We start from the raw sequence: 16710 nt of genomic DNA, 5'->3' as shown, positions 1-16710 counted from the left end.
GATGCAAGCCGAAACAACCAGCCCGTCCGCCGTATCGAGCCTCGTGCAGCCGAAAAAGCAGTCGCGGCTGGCCAACGTCTGGAGAGAGCTGAAGAAAAACAAGCATTATTACATCCTCATGAGTCCGTACATGCTGATCTTTTTTGCCTTTACGGTGGTTCCGGTCGTTTTCTCGATCGTTCTCAGCTTCTTTTACTTCAATATGCTGGAATTCCCCCGGTTTGTCGGGTGGCAGAACTACTCCAGATTGTTTTTGAATGATGACGTCTTTATGATCGCTTTGAAAAATACGCTGCTGTTTGCGGTCATTTGCGGACCGATCAGCTACATTGCCTGCTTTCTGTTTGCATGGATTATCAATGAGCTGTCCCCGAAGGTCCGCGCGTTGATGACACTTGTTTTCTATGCGCCGTCGATTTCCGGCAACGTTTTCTTTATTTGGCTCATTATTTTTTCAGGCGACAGATACGGCTATTTGAACGGCTTTTTAATTAAATTCGGCTTTATGCTGGAACCGATTCAATGGCTGACGAACGAGAAGTACATTTTGCCGATCATCATGATCGTCCAGTTGTGGCTCAGCCTGGGCACCAGCTTCCTGGCTTTTATCGCGGGATTGCAGACGATCGACAAGTCTCTGATTGAAGCCGGAGCGATCGATGGCATCCGCAACCGCTGGCAGGAGCTGTGGTTCATTACGCTGCCGTCCATGAGGCCGCAGCTGATGTTCGGCGCGGTTATGCAGATCACCAGCTCGTTTGCGGTGGCCGATATCTCGGTGGCGCTCGCCGGTTTTCCCAGCGTCAACTACGCGGGGCATACGATCGTCACTCACTTGATGGATTACGGAACGATCCGCTTTGAAATGGGGTATGCGTCCGCGATTGCAACGGTGCTGTTCGCCATGATGCTCGGTGCCAACAAAGTGACACAGCGATTGCTCAGAAAGGTAGGGGAGTGATTTGGTGACGAGAATGATGGCCGCCTTTCGCATGCCGAGAAGGCTGAACCGCTCTTTTACCGTCAGCTTTATGCTGTTCGCGTTCCTGGCCGTATTCGGCGCATTCATGGCGCTGCCGCTGATCTACGCCGTTAATAATGCTTTTAAACCGCTGAACGAACTGTTTCTGTTTCCGCCGCGTTTCTTCGTGAACAATCCGACGATGGACAACTTTTACGATCTGGTGGCGTTAATGGGAAATTCCTGGGTTCCGCTGTCCCGGTATATCGTGAATACGCTCTTCATTACGATTGTAGGGACCGTCGGCCATATCCTGCTGTCTTCTGCTGCGGCCTATCCGCTGGCAAAATACCGTTTTCCCGGGTCCAGAATCCTGTTCTCAATCGTCGTCATGTCCTTGATGTTTTCCGGGCATGTTACGGCGATTCCCAACTATATGGTGATGTCGTGGCTCGGCTGGATCAATACGCACGCATCGATTATCGTCCCGTCGCTTGCGTTCCCGCTAGGCTTATTCCTGATGAAGCAGTTCATGGAGCAGATTCCGGATGCCCTGCTGGAAGCGGCCAAAATCGACGGGGCGAACGAATACCGGATTTATTGGACGATCGTCATGCCCAATGTGAAGCCTGCTTGGCTAACGCTGATGATTTTGCAGTTTCCGATGCTGTGGGGCTCGGACGGAGGCAATTTTATTTACAGTGAGAACCTCAAGACGCTTCACTACGCCTTAGGCCAAATCACCGCGGGCGGGATTGCCCGGGCCGGCGTGGGAGCTGCCGTCGCGCTGATTCTGATGGTCGTGCCGATTACACTCTTTATCATTTCGCAGAGCAACGTCCTTCAGACGATGGCGACCTCCGGAATGAAAGAATAGAGGGGAGACTAGCACGATGCGAATGAGCATACCGAAAGTGAAAAAGTACCTCCTGGCGGCTGCCCTCTGCTGCCTGCTGGGGACGAGTATAGGCGTAAATGCGGCTCACGCCGAAGGCAGCGGCTCCTACAACTATTCCTTCTGGAATGACACGACGCCGGCTCCTGCCGCCTATGAGGCCACGTCCTTGCTGAACGGCGCACAGCTTGGCGTGGGCCCCTTCAAAAACCCAAGCGACATCCACGTAACGGCCGACAAAGAGATTTACGTGCTCGATTCCGGCAACAACCGCATCGTCGTCCTCGACGAGCATTTTAAGCCGGTTAAGGTGGTGGATTCCTTTGACCACAAGGGGAAGAAAGATACGTTCAATAACCCGCAAGGGATTTTCGTGACCGACCGGAAAGAGCTTTTTATCGCCGATACGGGCAATAAACGGGTGGTTCATCTGGATTCAAACTTAAGGGTGGCGGGGGTGCTTGAAGCGCCGAAGTCCGACCTGCTGCAGGCCAATTTCGATTTTCAGCCGGTTCGGGTGGTTGTCGACACGGCGCAGCGGATCTACGTCATGTCGACCGGCGTATTTGACGGTTTTATGGAATTCAATCCGGACGGGGCGTTCACCTCGTTCATCGGCGCCAACCGGGTGACGGTTGATCCGGTGGAGCTGTTTTGGAAAAGGATGTCTACGCAGGCGCAGCGGAGCCAAATGGTGATGTTCACGCCTACCGAATTCACAAATCTGGATATGGATGACGAAGGCTTCATTTACGCAACAAGCGGTGACTACTCGAATAACCCGATCAAAAAACTGAACGCTCAGGGCAACGATATTCTCCGGCGGACGGGATATCTCAGCCTGGTGGGGGATATCCGGTATTCAAAAGATGTCGGCCCTTCACGGCTCATCGATATCGATGTCACCGACAGCGAAATGTATTCGGTCCTCGACTCGAAGCGGGGCAGGATCTTCACTTACAGCGGGGATGGACATCTGATGTACATATTCGGCGGCTTGGGCAACCAAATGGGCCAATTTAACACTCCCGCGGCGATTGAACGGGTCGGGGACGATTTTCTTGTGCTGGATAAGGCATTCGGCGAGATAACGGTGTTTCAGACAACAGCGTACGGCCGGATCTTGAACGAAGCGGTCCGGAGCTACTACAGGGGCGATGAGGAAAAGGCGTTTGATCTCTATCAACAGGCGATCAATATGAATGCAAACCTGGAATTTGCTTATTCCGGCGTGGGCAAGGCCCTCCTTCGGAAAGGGGACTACAAAGGGGCGATGCAGTACTTCAAGGAAAGCTATGATCAAGTCAATTATTCAAAGGCGTACCTGCTATACCGCAAGCAGGTGATGAGAGAATACTTCCCGGCAGTCATGACCGGATTGATCGTGCTTGCCGCTGCTCTCCTGTTCTTCAAAAAGCTCCGGAAGCGGATGAGGAGACAAGGAGGTGTTACGATTGAATCGTGAGCTCGTAAAATACCCGCTTTATCTCATCGTGCATCCGTTTAACGCCTATTGGGACCTGAAATACGAACGAAACAAGCGGCACACGCTGATCGCTTCCTTGATCATTTTGTTTTTGATGATCATCACCAATGTCCTTAGCAACCAGTACAGCGGCTTCCTGGTCAAAATCACCAATCCGGATGATATGAACAGCCTGATGGAAGTAGTGTACATCATTGTCCCGGTCTTGTTCTGGTGCGTGGCCAACTGGTCGCTGACGACGCTCATGGACGGCGAAGGGAAGTTCGTTGAAATTTTTACGTCGACGTGTTTTGCCCTCGTTCCGATGATGATCATCAACTTCCCGTGGATCTGGCTCAGCAATATCATATCGCTGCAGGAGACGGCGTTTTATAACTTCTGCAGCACCGCGGCCTTCCTCTGGTCGGCGTATCTTTTGTTCGTCGGCAACATGACCGTGCATCAATACTCGCCGTCGAAGACCATCGGGACGATCCTGCTGACGATCGTGGCGATGGGATTTATGGCTTTTATCTGCCTGCTGTTTTTCGGACTGATTCAGCAGATGATATCGTTCGTTCACGTCATTTATCAGGAAATCATGCTGAGAAACTAAAGAAAGGAGGAGAAACCATGCGCAAAGCCAGAATCGCCCTGTGGCTCCCGGTACTGATCGCGGGGATCGCGCTGGCCGGCTGTGCCGATTCGAACGCCGCCCGCTCCGCGGCCAAGGATGCACCGGCTGCAGCCCAATTCACCAAGGGCCAGCCTTTGAAGGCGGCTTTCACCGACGCCCGCGCAGCCGGCATGAAAGGCGTAGCCGAAAATGAACGACTGCGGCTGTTCGTGGATGAGAGTACGGGTGCTATTGCTGTGTTAAATAAGGAAACCGGAGAGACGTGGTACAGCAACCCGCCGGAGCAGGGCAAGGATCCGCTCGCCTCGGGGGTGAACAAAGCCAACCTTTCTTCCCAGCTCAAGATCGATTATTACAACAATTTCGGCCAGGTGAATTCCATCAATACGTTCACGGACAGCGTCTCGCATAAGCAGATCAAATTCGAACCGATCCCAAGCGGGGTAAGGGTCACGTACCAGTTCGGAACGGCCGTGAAGTCAGCGGCCGATTTGCCGATGATGCTCAGCAGCGAGCGGATCGAGGCGATGCTGGGCAAGCTGGACAAAACGGGGCAGCGGGCTCTGAAGATCGCCTATAAAGAAGATCCGGATAAAAAGGTGTATGTCCGTAACGATAGCGCATTAAATGGACTGCAGCTCGATCGGGCCTTCAAGGCATTTGACGATGCCGGATATACGGAAGAGGACCTGATGAAGGACATGGAGGAGCTGCATTTTACACAGGAGAAGCCGGAACCTCGGATATTCCTCGCATCGATCGAATATGCTCTGGACGGCGGCAGCCTAGTCGCCAAAATCCCTTCATCCGGTATTCAATATCCGAGCGCATATCCGATCGGGAATATTTCCTTTCTCAGCTTTTTTGGCGCCGGCAGTTCCAAGGAGAAGGGGGCGATCTTCGTGCCGGACGGATCCGGTGCGCTCATCCACTTCAACAACGGGAAGAAGCAGTATCCCGCTTACCAGCAGCCGGTGTACGGGGAAGACCTGACGATGAAGACGACCGAGGATGCCAAGACCGAGCAGGCCGTCCGGCTGCCGGTGTTCGGCATCATCCGGGAAAGCGGCGCGATCCTCGGCATTATCGAGGAAGGCGCATCGGCTGCGGCCATCCATGCCGATATTAGCGGAAAGCTGAACAGCTATAACTATGTATATCCCAGCTTCAATGTCATGAACAAAGGAGAAGTGACACTGCAAGCGAACGGCCAGGAGCGTACGCTCCCCAGGTTCCAGGAACAGGCGATGAAAACGGATTTTACGGTCCGGTACGCATTCCTGAACAAAGAGGAGGCTTCTTACCAAGGCTTGGCCCGCTACTACCAGCGTTATTTGGAGCAGCATGGAGGTCTCCCTAAGCCAGAAGAGGCTACCGCAGGTACGACAGATACGCCGTTCTACCTGCAGCTGGTCGGCGGCATCGCCAAAGAAAAGCATTTCGCCGGCATTCCTTACCGGACCATTGAGCCCCTCACGACGTTCGAACAGTCGGAGGATATTATCAACCAGATGAAGAGCCGCGACATCTCCAACATCAAACTGAAACTTTCGGGCTGGTTCAATGGCGGGATGGATCATGAGGTTCCGGATCACATTTCGGTCGACAAGGCGGTCGGCGGCAGCAATGGATTGCAGAGCTTCCTGTCGTTCACGAGGGATCAAGGGGTTTCTTTCTTTCCTGATGTAGCCGTTTTGACCGCGAATACAGGAAAGGGATTCAACGAGAACGCGAATGCTGCGAGAACGCTGAGAGGCGTTCCTGCTGCTCTTTATCCGCTTGATCAGGCACTCAATCGAAGGGACCGGGATAAGCCGCCTTCTTATGTTGTATCACCTCGGCTTACTGTTCCCTATACCAAGTCGGTGCTGGAGGGCTTGAAGGGGTATCAGACAGGCGGCATTTCACTCCGGGATCTCGCCGATCAGCTCAACAGCGATTACCGCAAGCACAATCAACTGGATCGCACGCAGTCCGAGAAACTATCGGTTCAGGCGCTGGGCAGCATCTCGCAGCAAAATTTGAAGGTCATGGCAGACGGCGGCAACGCTTATGCGCTTCCATTCTTGTCGGATATTACGAACGCGCCGATGTCCGGCAGCCGATTCAAGATCGAGGACGAAGAGATCCCCTTCTATCAAATGGTCATTCGGGGGTCCGTCGACTACACGGGAAGCCCGTTTAACCTGTCAACCTATACGGATGAACGGCAGTATATCCTGAGATGCCTCGAATACGGAGCGGGCGTGTACTTCGAATGGATCCATGAACCGAATGACAAAGTAAAGGATACGGATTATAACGAGTTGTATGCCGTCCATTACAAGCAGTGGATCGACCAGGCCGCCGAAATGTACCGTGAAGTGAACGATGTGCTGAAGAACGTCCGGAATGAACCGATCACGGGCCATGAGAAGCTTGGCGAAGGCGTATTCAAGACCGTGTACGGGAACGGCGTATACGTCATTGTGAACTATAACCGTACGGATGTGACGGTGGACGGCCAAACGGTGAAAGCCGAGAGCTATTTGACGGGTGGTGTGCAATCTTGAAGTCGATCATGAAAATCGGCGCGAAGCGGCGGACATACGCCGAACAGAAGGCGCTCTGGGGCTTTATCTACGTTTTGCCGTGGCTGCTCGGATTCCTTCTCTTTTTTCTGATACCCTTAATTTCCTCATTAAGGTACAGCTTCAGCTCCATCGAAGCCAATGCTAACGGCATGAACATCAGCTTTATCGGCATCTCCAATTACGTGGAAGCCCTTACGGTCAATACGAGCTTTAACCGCACGCTGACGACCTCGATCGTAAACATGGTCATCAACGTGCCGCTCATTGTGATTTTCAGCCTGTTTTTGGCTGTACTGCTGAACCAAAGGTTTGTCGGCAGAGCCATTGCCAGATCGATTTTTTTCCTTCCGGTCATCCTGGCGTCCGGAGTCATTGCGAATTTGGAGACATCCAGCCTCGTTCAGGCCATCAATGAGCAGAACGCCGGCGGTGCCGTGAGTGGCCTGGGGACCAGCGAGCTGACGCGGATCATGGTCAATTCCGGTGTCAGCGATAACATCGTCGCGTACCTGACCAGTGCCGTGGATCGCATCTACCAGATCGTCAGCCAGTCGGGCGTGCAAATTCTGATCTTCCTGGCAGGGATCCAGTCGGTATCCCCCCAGCTGTATGAGGCATCCAAGATCGAGGGAGCAACCGGTTACGAAGCGTTTTGGAAAATCACGCTGCCCATGGTCAGTCCGCTCATCCTGGTCAACGTGATTTATACGGTGATCGACTCGTTCTCCCGGAGCGAAATGACAACGCTGATCAGGGAAACGGGATTTACAAATTTCAATTTCGGCCTCAGCTCGGCGATGGCCTGGATTTACTTCCTGGCGATCATGGTTATTTTGCTAATCATTACGTTTTTCATTTCCAAAAGAATTTTCTATCAAGAATAGAAGGAGCGTGAGCAGCGTTGATCATCGCCCGTTTGTTGTCGCTCGAAAGCTGGAAGAGCTGGCTGTGGACCGTCGTGCGGCTGGTCCTGATGGCGGGACTGTCGTTTGTCATTCTGTACCCCATTCTTCAAAAGATTTCAACGGCCATCAAGGACAAGAGCGATCTGTATTCGCCGATCGTCGTCTTTATCCCGGAGCATTATTCGCTGGACAATTTCAAAAAAGCCATCTCGATCATGGATTACTGGCACACGCTGTTCAATACGTTTACGTTATCGGCCATGACAACGATCCTGACGGCCGTGTCCTGCGCGTTTGCAGGCTACGCTTTCGCGCGGCTTAAATTCAAAGGCAGCAATTTGCTCTTTGGAGGCGTCATTCTGACCATTCTGGTGCCGCCAACGACCATTCTGATACCGATCTACATGAATTTGAAGGATTTCAGCCTCATGGGGCTGATCCCGCTGCTGACCGGGAAATCGGTGAACCTGCTGGATTCGTACTGGCCTTTCTTTCTAACCTCAGTCACCGCAAACTCGCTGAAGGCGGGTCTCTACATTTTTATTTTCAGGCAGTTTTTCCGGGGGATCCCGAAAGAAGTGGAGGAGGCGGCTTATATCGATGGGGCGGGCGTAAGCAAAACTTTTATGCGCATCATGCTCCCGAATGCCGTTCCGGCCATCGTTACCGTGCTGTTGTTTTCATTCGTATGGCAGTGGAATGACAGCTTCTTTACGACAACGTATTTAACGTCGGGCAAAGTGATGTCCACCCAACTGGCGTCGCTGCCGCACAACCTCTCCATCATGCTCGAGGGCGGGGTGGCGACCAACAAGGATCCTTTCTATATGAGCATGGTCCAGGATACCGGCATCTTGCTGGCGATCCTGCCGCTGATCATTATTTATTTGTTCGTGCAGCGTTACTTTGTGGAAAGCATCGAACGGACCGGCATCGTCGGGTAAGGTTGGGTTATGGTATTAACGAAAAAGCAGCATGCGGTCCCGCATGCTGCTGCTCTATTTTAGTTATCTATAAGGAGAAGGTTTCTATTGGAAACGGATAGAAAGCTGCTTGATTTAATCTCAAAGCCGTAAATCACCCGACTGCCGATACTCACGAGGCGTGCAGCCCACGATACGCCGGAATTGTCTGGAGAAATGCTCGACATTTTTGTATCCGCACAACTCGCTGATATCAGCGATTCGAAGCGATCCGTGGATCAGCCTTTCCTTGGCGAGGCGGATTCTGCACTGGATAACGTCGTCCATGCAGGAAATCCCGAAAGTCGCCTTATACAGCGTTTGCAGGTACCCGGGGCTCAAATGAACGTCATCGGCCATGGAAGGGACGCTCCATTCAGCGCCGGGACGGTTATGGATCGCCTTGCGCAGATTCAGCAGTTTCTGGTAATGCGGCGAATTTTCCTTGGATTGAAAAGCTTCGAGCAGCTTGTTGAACAAGATCCGAAACAGGTAGTCGATCGAGAGCTCCCGGTAATCGCAGCTAAAAAAATTTTCGGTGGCCAGAAGCTGGAACAGCTGGCGGCAGTATCCGGGATCCGGGACCGGAATCGGAACGCCCTGCGGAAGTGTCGTCTCCAGAACGTAGGATTCGTCCGTCTCGAAACGGACCCAGTCATTCACAAATTGGCCTGAGCAGGCGCGGTACATAATCTTTTGCCGAGGGGGAAAGAGAACGGCACAGTTTGCCGGGTACTCACGGATTTCTCCTTGAACCCAGAACTCGGCCGGCGTTTGCGTAAGAATCAGCAGCCAAAAATCATGTCCTTCCGGAATGTCATAAATAAAGTCTCCGGGATGGGCGGCATCATATCCGACATAGTAAATGGATGTCGTCATCACGATCTCCAATCTTAGAATAGATCAAATTTCTGTCAGCATAGATCATTCATTGCTGAGATGTCCCAATTTATAATTTCATAGTAAACGCAATATAAAGTCAATAGAATAATCAGAAATGGCGTTACTCCGTCAGCAAATCCGTATTTGAAATGATCAATAAAGGTGAGGCATGCCATGATATGGAAAAGCGAATTTATCAAAGTACTATGCTATACCCGCACTCCGCAGGAGGACATCATCTATGCACCTAGACTGGCGTACAGCATGCATCTTGCCTACAGCGAGAACGACAGGGACTTCCAAGCCTTGAACCATAATTCAGGCGTTCTGTTCGCCAAGGCAACGAATCATGAAAACGGGACGCTCCGGGCCAAAAGCCTGAAAAATCCGTACCTCTTCCGCATGGCCGACGGAAAATTCGGTGTCGTTGCCGTACGGACAGAGGCGGATGGACAGCAGGATGAAGAGAGCCGAGGAGCGGTGATGTTCTTTACTTCCGACGATTTGCTGCAGTATCAAGAAATCGGGCTTGTCGATTTGAAGAGCGATGTTTACGTCCATGATGTCGCTTGCGAGTACGATGAAACAAGCCAGGCATACGTCATCCGGTGGAGCGACGGGAAGGGCGGCAGCTACCAAAATAAGATTCAGGACCTTTATGATTTGGCTGGCGCCGGGACTCCGGAAAAAGCGGAGGCGTTTACGCTCGAAGCCGTATCGGCAGACATTGAAGGCGTCCAGCCCCGTAACGTGATCCGCGTTCCGCGGGAAACGGCACAACGGCTCGTATGCCGGCTTACGGTTCCCGAGAATGTCGCCATTGAAGTTCCGGATGGCATCAAGGCGGCATCGGCCGAGGATTTGAAAGCGCTCAAAGCGACCGCGGTATACAGTGACGGCACCACGGCCCCCAAAGCCGTGGACTGGGATACGGCAGCGGTTTGCTGGGATCAGGCGGGAACCTATCGGGTGAAGGGAAGGGTTCGTCAGGAGCATTATGCGTTTCCGATCGCGCCGAACCGGGCGGACCCCTGCATCGCGAAATGGAACGGCAAGTATTATTTCATTGCGACCAACGACGCCGACGGCAACCGAACCTTGTATATCCGGGAAGCAGAGACGATATCCGATCTGGTTCAGGCCGGCGAGTCTTTAATTTTGGATACACAAACCTATGATCACATTAAAGGGCTGTTATGGGCGCCCGAGTTCCATATTATCGAGGACGAGCTGTACATTTTTCATGCGGCAACGACAGGCGAGTTTTTCTATGAAGAGTGCCATGTGATGAAGCTGCGCGAGGGTGGGGACCCCACTTGCGCCGCTGATTGGTCGATGCCCCGGCGCGTCGTCAGGAAAGACGGTACCGAGTTATGCGAGGCGGGCAAGGTGATCTCACTGGACATGACCGTCATCCAAGTGAACGGGGATTGTTACGCGGCTTGGTCGGAGCGGCAGTTCGTGCCTGTAGATCTTGGCGCCTGGGTTTATATCGCGAAATTGGATCCGAAGGAGCCGTGGAGGCTGACGAGCGATCCCGTGCTGCTGACCAAGCCGGACTTTGGCTGGGCCAATAACCATACCTTTGTCGATGAAGGGCCGTTTGCTTTGATCCGGGACGGCAGGATTTTTCTAACCTTCTCGAGCGCGGCGGTAGACGCTACTTATTGTGTAGGCCTGCTGACCGCCGATGCGAATGCGGACCTGCTGGATCCCGGCAGCTGGACGAAGGGCAATTATCCGCTGCTGACGTCGAGAAGCGTCCCGGGCGAATACGGTCCGGGCCATAATTCTTATATTACCGATGACGATGGCGTCACTTGGAACGTATATCATGCCCGACCTGGAGTAGAGGGGCCAAGAGGCTCCGGAATCCGCCGCGTTCATTTCGGCATGGACGGATATCCGGTGCTTGATTTAACGGAAGAAAGGGATTTGAACCCGGCTTTGGCCGAGGTGTCGATCGAAATCATTGTACAACGCGATTAGGAAGGGGCAGAGAGAACATGTTTCCAAATCCGATTATATGGGCCGATTATCCGGACCTTGACGTGATCCGGGTAGAGGATACCTACTATATGGTGAGCACGACGATGCACATGATGCCGGGCTGCGTCATTCTGCGATCATACGACCTGATTCAGTGGGAGGTGGCTTCACATGTGTACGACGTACTGGACAATACGCCCGCACAGCGGCTCGAAGACGGACAACATATTTACGGCCAGGGCATGTGGGCTCCATCTTTTCGTTACCACAAGGGTAAATTCTACGTCATCTTCGTGGCGAACGATACCCGCCGGACTTACCTGTACACGGCAGATAGTGTAACCGGTCCATGGACGAAGCAATACATCGAGGGTTTTTATCACGACTGCTCCCTGCTGTTTGACGATGATGGCCGGACGTATCTGATTTACGGGAATGCCGAGATTCACCTGCTCGAATTGAAGGAGGATCTTTCCGGTCCCAAACCCGGCGGGCTGAACCGCGTTATCGTGAAAGAACGGGAGCCGTATCATCTCGGGTACGAGGGTGCCCACTTTTATAAGATCGATGGCAGGTATTATGCTTTCTTTATCCATATTTCGAAGGCTTCAGGGCGCCGAACGCAGGCCTGCTTTGCAGCGGATTCCCTGGAAGGCGAATTTACGGGCGGAGAGGTCTTTAATGACGATATGGGGTATTTCAATTCAGGCGTAGCGCAGGGCGGCATCGTGGATACGCCGGACGGGAAATGGGTGGCAGTGCTGTTTCAGGATCACGGCGCCGTCGGCCGGATTCCGGTGCTTGTTCCGCTGCGCTTTGAGAACGGTTTTCCGGTATTCGCCAAAGCAGCACCCCCAATGATCGAGCTGCCAAGCACAAGACCTGGGTATACCTACCAGCCTTTGGTTGGAAGCGACGACTTTGATTACACGCCGGACGAAGACGGCAAAGTACGCCTGAAGGATGTTTGGCAGTGGAATCATACGCCTGACAATACATTATGGTCCGTAACGGACAAACCGGGAGTCTACCGGGTCACATCCGGCAAGATCAGCCCCAATTTGACGTTCGCGGTCAATACGCTGACGCAGCGCGCCATGGGACCGGCATGCGAGGTGACAGTCACGCTGGACGGCAGCGGGCTGAAAGATGGCGATTATGCAGGCTTATGCTTTTTGATCGGTACGTACGGCTTGATTGCCCTGACCAAGGAGGCCGGCCGATCCTACCTGGTAATGCTGGCCAGAGAGGCCAAAGACCGCTCCATATTCGGCAAACTGGTCGACGAAGAGCCCGGGACCGAACTCGCCAGAATTCCCGTTTCCGGAAACGTCGTCACACTCAAGACGATTGGCAATTTCGTGAACAATGCGGATGAGTGCATGTTTTATTACCGGGATGGCGCGGACTGGAGGCAGCTCGGGATTACGCACAAGATGGTATACAAGCTGGACCATTTTATGGGATGCCGCATCGGTCTGTTTTTGTTTTCCACCCGAGAGGTCGGAGGGACGGCGGATTTTTCCGATTTTCAATACCAGGTGCTGAAGTAATCCGACTTCGTTCGCTCTTTATGCAAAGGGGATGTTCCTCCGGGAATGTCCTCGTTTGCGCTGGCTGTTTGAAAGTCGCAAGGTGTGGTCAATGACAACCATACTTTGCCGGGTGAGGACATGGTCAACGGCAGGTTGTTGCGTGATCATGAGGAGGCTTACACTTTGGGATGAAGGTGTCTTTCATAAAGCATTGGCGTGTAGAACTTCTCTAGGAGGGGATAGGTATGATGAGGTTGCGCGAAGCGTTTAAAGAACAGTTTTTGATCGGGGCCGCCGTCAATCCGGTGACGTTGGACTCGCAGCGTGATTTGCTTATTGAGCATTTCAACAGCGTGACTGCCGAAAATGAAATGAAATTCGAAAGATTGCATCCCACGGAGGACCGGTATACGTTTGAGGCGGCAGACCGTATGGTGGCCCTGGCTAAAGCCAACGGTATGGGAGTAAGGGGCCATACGCTGGTGTGGCACAATCAGACGCCGACATGGGTGTTTGAAAATGAAGACGGCAGCCAAACGGATCGGGTGACGCTGCTGGCCCGCATGAAATCTCATATCAACACGGTCGTATCCCGTTACAGGGGAGAACTCTATGCTTGGGACGTGGTGAACGAAGCGGTATCCGACAGCGGCAGCGAGCTGCTGCGGCCTTCGAAGTGGCTCGATATTATCGGCGAGGATTTCATCGCCAAGGCGTTTGAGTATGCCCATGAAGCCGATCCCGAGGCGCTGCTGTTCTACAACGATTACAACGAGGCCGATCCGGTGAAAAGCGAGAAAATCTACACGCTCGTCAAATCGCTGCTCGAGCAGGGAGTTCCGATCCATGGCATCGGGCTTCAGGCGCACTGGAGCCTGTATCACCCGTCGCTGGATAATATCCGCGTGGCGATCGAGAAATACGCCAGTTTGGGCGTGAAGCTGCATATTACGGAGCTGGACGTTTCGATGTTTGCGTTCGATGACCGGCGGACCGACCTCACGGCTCCGACGGAAGAGATGCTGGCTCTTCAAGCGGAACGTTACGGTCAATTTTTCCGGTTGTTCCAGGAATACAGCGAATATATCACTTCCGTCACTTTTTGGGGCGCTGCCGATGATCATACCTGGCTGGACCATTTCCCTGTACGGGGCCGAAAAAATTGGCCATTCTTATTTGATGCGAAGCATCAGCCCAAACCGTCTTATTCGGAAGTGCTGAAGACCGTGGGCTTGACTCTTTAGGCAAGGCAAGTTTTTCATTGGAATGGTGCTTGTACAAGCACCATTTTTTTCGTGTTAACGGCAGCTGCACCGCTTTTAATTAAGGCGATACCGTTTGATGGGAATTGAAGGTCATCCGGTATGCGGTCGGCGAGAAGCCGGTCGATTCCTTGAAAATTCTGGATAAGTAGGAGATATCGGATATTCCGATCCGCTCGCCGATTTCAGATAACGGGAGGTTCGTCGTCACAAGCAGCAGTTTGGCTTCCTCCAGCCTTCTTTTCTTGATGTATTGGATCGGGGAAATCCCGAACTGGCGTTTAAATACACGGATGAAATAGTTGGGATGCAAATGAGCCTTTTCGGCCAAATCCGTAATAGTCAGGTTGTGACGGTAGCTGCTCTGAATATACGAAATGACCTGTTCGAGAGGTTCGGGCTCCGTCGAACGATGGAGGCTGACCTCGGAGGAAACGGCATGCTCAATATAATAAGAAACCAATCTTAGCATGGCTGATTTCACAAGCAGCGGACCGCTAATGGAAGCCGCAGCATCGCTGTCGAGCAATTCGCGGAACAGCCGGATCGCTTCGCTGTCATTTTTTGTGTCCACATACAGTGGGGTTTGAATCAGGTCAAAGAGATTGCGGTCTCCAATCCGAGCCGTAAAATGGCACCAATATTTCGTGTATCTGGGGCCCGAAGTATAAGAATAGGACTGCTTAACCCCATGAGGCATAAGAAACCATTGTCCGGGTTTGGGTCTGAATTCCGAATCGCCGATTTTCAGCCATCCCTCCCCGTCACAGATCAAATAAAACTTGTTAAAGTCCGGCGTGTAGTCGAGCTCCCGCCAATCCGTCCATACCTGGTTATATCCCATCGATGTGACCCGTACGTCCAGATTTTCCATATACAGCCTTGCTAGTGATTGGTTGCCCATATTTGTATTCCCCGTTCTATATAGAGTAGATAATTTTATCCAACAGAAGGTTAGGATTCTGTATTCATTCATGGCATGAGGATTGCTAGGATAAAATCAATTCCTGATTCGAGCAAAGGAGGCAATACCGATGAACTGGAACGAAATCGCTGCAGGCCCCTACCAACCTACCTTTGAGTCCCTCCGCCAATTCGAATGTCCGGAGTGGTTCCGGGACGCCAAGTTCGGGATCTGGTCGCACTGGGGCGCCCAGTCCGTACCGATGTACGGAGACTGGTATGCACGGAACATCTACATCGAAGGTTCGGAACAATACCGATACCATATCCGTCACTACGGGCATCCATCGAAATTCGGCTATAAAGATCTTGTGCAGCTGTGGAAAGCGGAGGCGTTTGACCCGGATGCCTTAATGGACTTATACACGGCAGCCGGGGCCAAATATTTCGTGGCGCAGGCGATGCACCATGATAACTTCTTCAATTATGATTCTAGCATCCATCGCTGGAACTCGGTCAATATGGGACCCAAAAAAGATATTGTCGCTCTGTGGAAGGATGCGGCCGCCCGGCGTGGGCTGCCTTTTGGCCTAACGGAGCATCTCGGCGCCACATTCAGCTGGTTCCATTGGAATAAAGGCAGCGATAAGGAGGGGCCATATGCCGGCATTCCTTACGATGGGAACGATCCGGCGAATGAGGATTTGTATCTGCCCAATAAGGAACACCATCAAGGCAGGATACAGGCTGATTCGATTGCGCCTTGGTATACATCCAATCCATGGTGGCATCGTCACTGGTTTTCCGTGATGAAGGAAATCATTGATAAGTATCAGCCGGATCTGCTGTACTCGGACGGCGGGCTGCCGTTCACACCAGGCTACTGGGAAAAGCCGGAGCTGTCCCTGGATGATCCCGCTTACGAGGCTGGACTACGCGCTGTCGCACACTTGTATAATACGAGCGCGGCGATTCATGGCGGCGTGAACCGTGCGGTCTATAACCAGAAGGATCGGCGCAAGGAAATATACACGATCGGCGTGCTGGATATCGAGCGCAGCCAAGAGCCTGACATTAAGCCTGAGCCGTGGCAGACCGACACATGCGTAGGGGACTGGTTCTATAATGTGAGGTCTGTGTATAAAAAGCCGGGGCATGTCATCGAAATCCTGGTCGATATCGTTTCTAAAAACGGCAATCTTCTCTTGAATATTCCGCAGAAGCCGGATGGTACAATCGACGACGAGTGCACGCATATCCTCAGGGAGATGGCCGAGTGGATTCGAGTCTGCGGCGAAGGAATATTTGGCACCCGCCCGTTCCGCGTGTCGGGCGAAGGCCCTTCGCAGGTGGTCATTGACCATTTCACCGAAAACAAAGTGGAATGGACAGCGGCAGATTACCGATTTACGCAGAAGGGGAATATTCTCTACGCCTTCCAAATGCGCTGGCCGGAGGATCGTCTGGCCGTCATTCGTACGTTGACCCCGGCTGACAAAGTAAAGTCCGTGCGGCTGCTGGGTGTGGGCGATGTACCGTTCGAACAGCCTTACGGAGCTCTGGTTGTTTCCCTTCCGGAGCATGGGCCGACAAATCATGCCCACTGCCTGGCTATTGAGCTCGGGTGACACGCCGATGATCCATTTGGACCGGCATCGCTGGCTGAGTTAGGCATATAATCAGTATAAAAATATAATACTCGTTGGATTACGCCCTGCGGCTGTTATAATGATGCCGTGGG

General features: G+C 52.6%; 13 protein-coding genes. 11 read left to right on the top strand and 2 right to left on the bottom strand.

Features of this window, described 5'->3' with window-relative positions; translation table 11 throughout:
- The first annotated feature begins 1 nt into the window (after window position 1).
- Genes K2F33_RS31360 through K2F33_RS31330 form a run of 7 tightly spaced genes read left to right on the top strand, consistent with a single transcriptional unit; the run spans window position 2 to window position 8380 of the window.
- Window positions 2-961 carry a carbohydrate ABC transporter permease gene (locus tag K2F33_RS31360; RefSeq protein WP_263880508.1) on the top strand — a complete coding sequence of 320 codons (960 nt, stop codon included), beginning with the start codon at window positions 2-4 and terminating at the stop codon, window positions 959-961.
- Between the two features lie 13 nt (window positions 962-974).
- A complete protein-coding gene (locus K2F33_RS31355) occupies window positions 975-1838 on the top strand; it encodes a carbohydrate ABC transporter permease (protein WP_089550090.1) in 864 nt (287 codons plus the stop codon).
- Between the two features lie 16 nt (window positions 1839-1854).
- Entirely contained in the window at window positions 1855-3321 is a 1467-nt protein-coding gene (locus tag K2F33_RS31350; RefSeq protein WP_263880507.1) for a hypothetical protein, read from the top strand.
- Entirely contained in the window at window positions 3302-3937 is a 636-nt protein-coding gene (locus K2F33_RS31345) for a Yip1 family protein (protein ID WP_412973953.1), read from the top strand. Before K2F33_RS31350 ends, K2F33_RS31345 begins: the two co-directional genes overlap by 20 nt.
- Before the next feature lie 17 nt (window positions 3938-3954).
- Window positions 3955-6510 carry a DUF5696 domain-containing protein gene (locus tag K2F33_RS31340; RefSeq protein WP_263880505.1) on the top strand — a complete coding sequence of 852 codons (2556 nt, stop codon included), beginning with the start codon at window positions 3955-3957 and terminating at the stop codon, window positions 6508-6510.
- Entirely contained in the window at window positions 6507-7415 is a 909-nt protein-coding gene (locus K2F33_RS31335) for a carbohydrate ABC transporter permease (protein ID WP_076169185.1), read from the top strand. The genes K2F33_RS31340 and K2F33_RS31335 overlap by 4 nt, the downstream gene beginning before the upstream one ends.
- Window positions 7416-7432: 17 nt before the next feature.
- On the top strand, window positions 7433-8380 hold the full coding sequence (locus K2F33_RS31330; RefSeq protein WP_263880504.1) for a carbohydrate ABC transporter permease: 948 nt from the start codon (window positions 7433-7435) through the stop codon (window positions 8378-8380).
- A gap of 120 nt (window positions 8381-8500) precedes the next feature.
- Here the strand turns inward: K2F33_RS31330 and K2F33_RS31325 are convergent, their stop codons facing one another.
- The gene (locus K2F33_RS31325) at window positions 8501-9277 is read right to left on the bottom strand and encodes a helix-turn-helix transcriptional regulator (protein ID WP_089546176.1); all 777 of its coding nucleotides are present in this window, start codon (window positions 9275-9277) and stop codon (window positions 8501-8503) included.
- Window positions 9278-9454: 177 nt separating this feature from the next.
- On the opposite strand from K2F33_RS31325, the gene K2F33_RS31320 reads away from it, so the two are divergent.
- The 3 genes from K2F33_RS31320 to K2F33_RS31310 all read left to right on the top strand — a co-directional run bounded on the left by K2F33_RS31320 (window position 9455) and on the right by K2F33_RS31310 (window position 14048).
- Window positions 9455-11269: a family 43 glycosylhydrolase gene (locus K2F33_RS31320; protein WP_263880503.1), complete on the top strand. Its 1815-nt coding sequence runs from the start codon at window positions 9455-9457 to the stop codon at window positions 11267-11269.
- Window positions 11270-11286: 17 nt separating this feature from the next.
- The gene (locus tag K2F33_RS31315) at window positions 11287-12822 is read left to right on the top strand and encodes a glycoside hydrolase family 43 protein (RefSeq protein ID WP_263880502.1); all 1536 of its coding nucleotides are present in this window, start codon (window positions 11287-11289) and stop codon (window positions 12820-12822) included.
- 227 nt (window positions 12823-13049) lie between these two features.
- Window positions 13050-14048, top strand: coding sequence for an endo-1,4-beta-xylanase (locus K2F33_RS31310; protein ID WP_263880501.1), 999 nt, complete (start codon window positions 13050-13052; stop codon window positions 14046-14048).
- Window positions 14049-14127: 79 nt separating this feature from the next.
- Here K2F33_RS31310 and K2F33_RS31305 read toward each other — a convergent pair whose 3' ends face one another.
- Window positions 14128-14970, bottom strand: a complete 843-nt coding sequence (locus tag K2F33_RS31305) for an AraC family transcriptional regulator (protein ID WP_076169179.1) — start codon at window positions 14968-14970, stop codon at window positions 14128-14130.
- A gap of 130 nt (window positions 14971-15100) precedes the next feature.
- Here K2F33_RS31305 and K2F33_RS31300 point away from each other — a divergent pair, with 130 nt between their 5' ends.
- Window positions 15101-16597 (top strand): alpha-L-fucosidase, encoded by a 1497-nt coding sequence (locus tag K2F33_RS31300; protein WP_263880500.1) that lies wholly within the window; start codon window positions 15101-15103, stop codon window positions 16595-16597.
- The last annotated feature ends 113 nt before the right edge of the window (window positions 16598-16710 follow it).

Origin of the sequence: Paenibacillus sp. PSB04 (assembly GCF_025809195.1) — a bacterium.
GTDB classification, from domain to species: Bacteria; Bacillota; Bacilli; order Paenibacillales; family Paenibacillaceae; genus Paenibacillus_AQ; species Paenibacillus_AQ favisporus.
The sequence above is the reverse complement of the archived record's forward strand: the minus strand, read 5'-3'. Positions and strand labels throughout refer to the sequence as shown.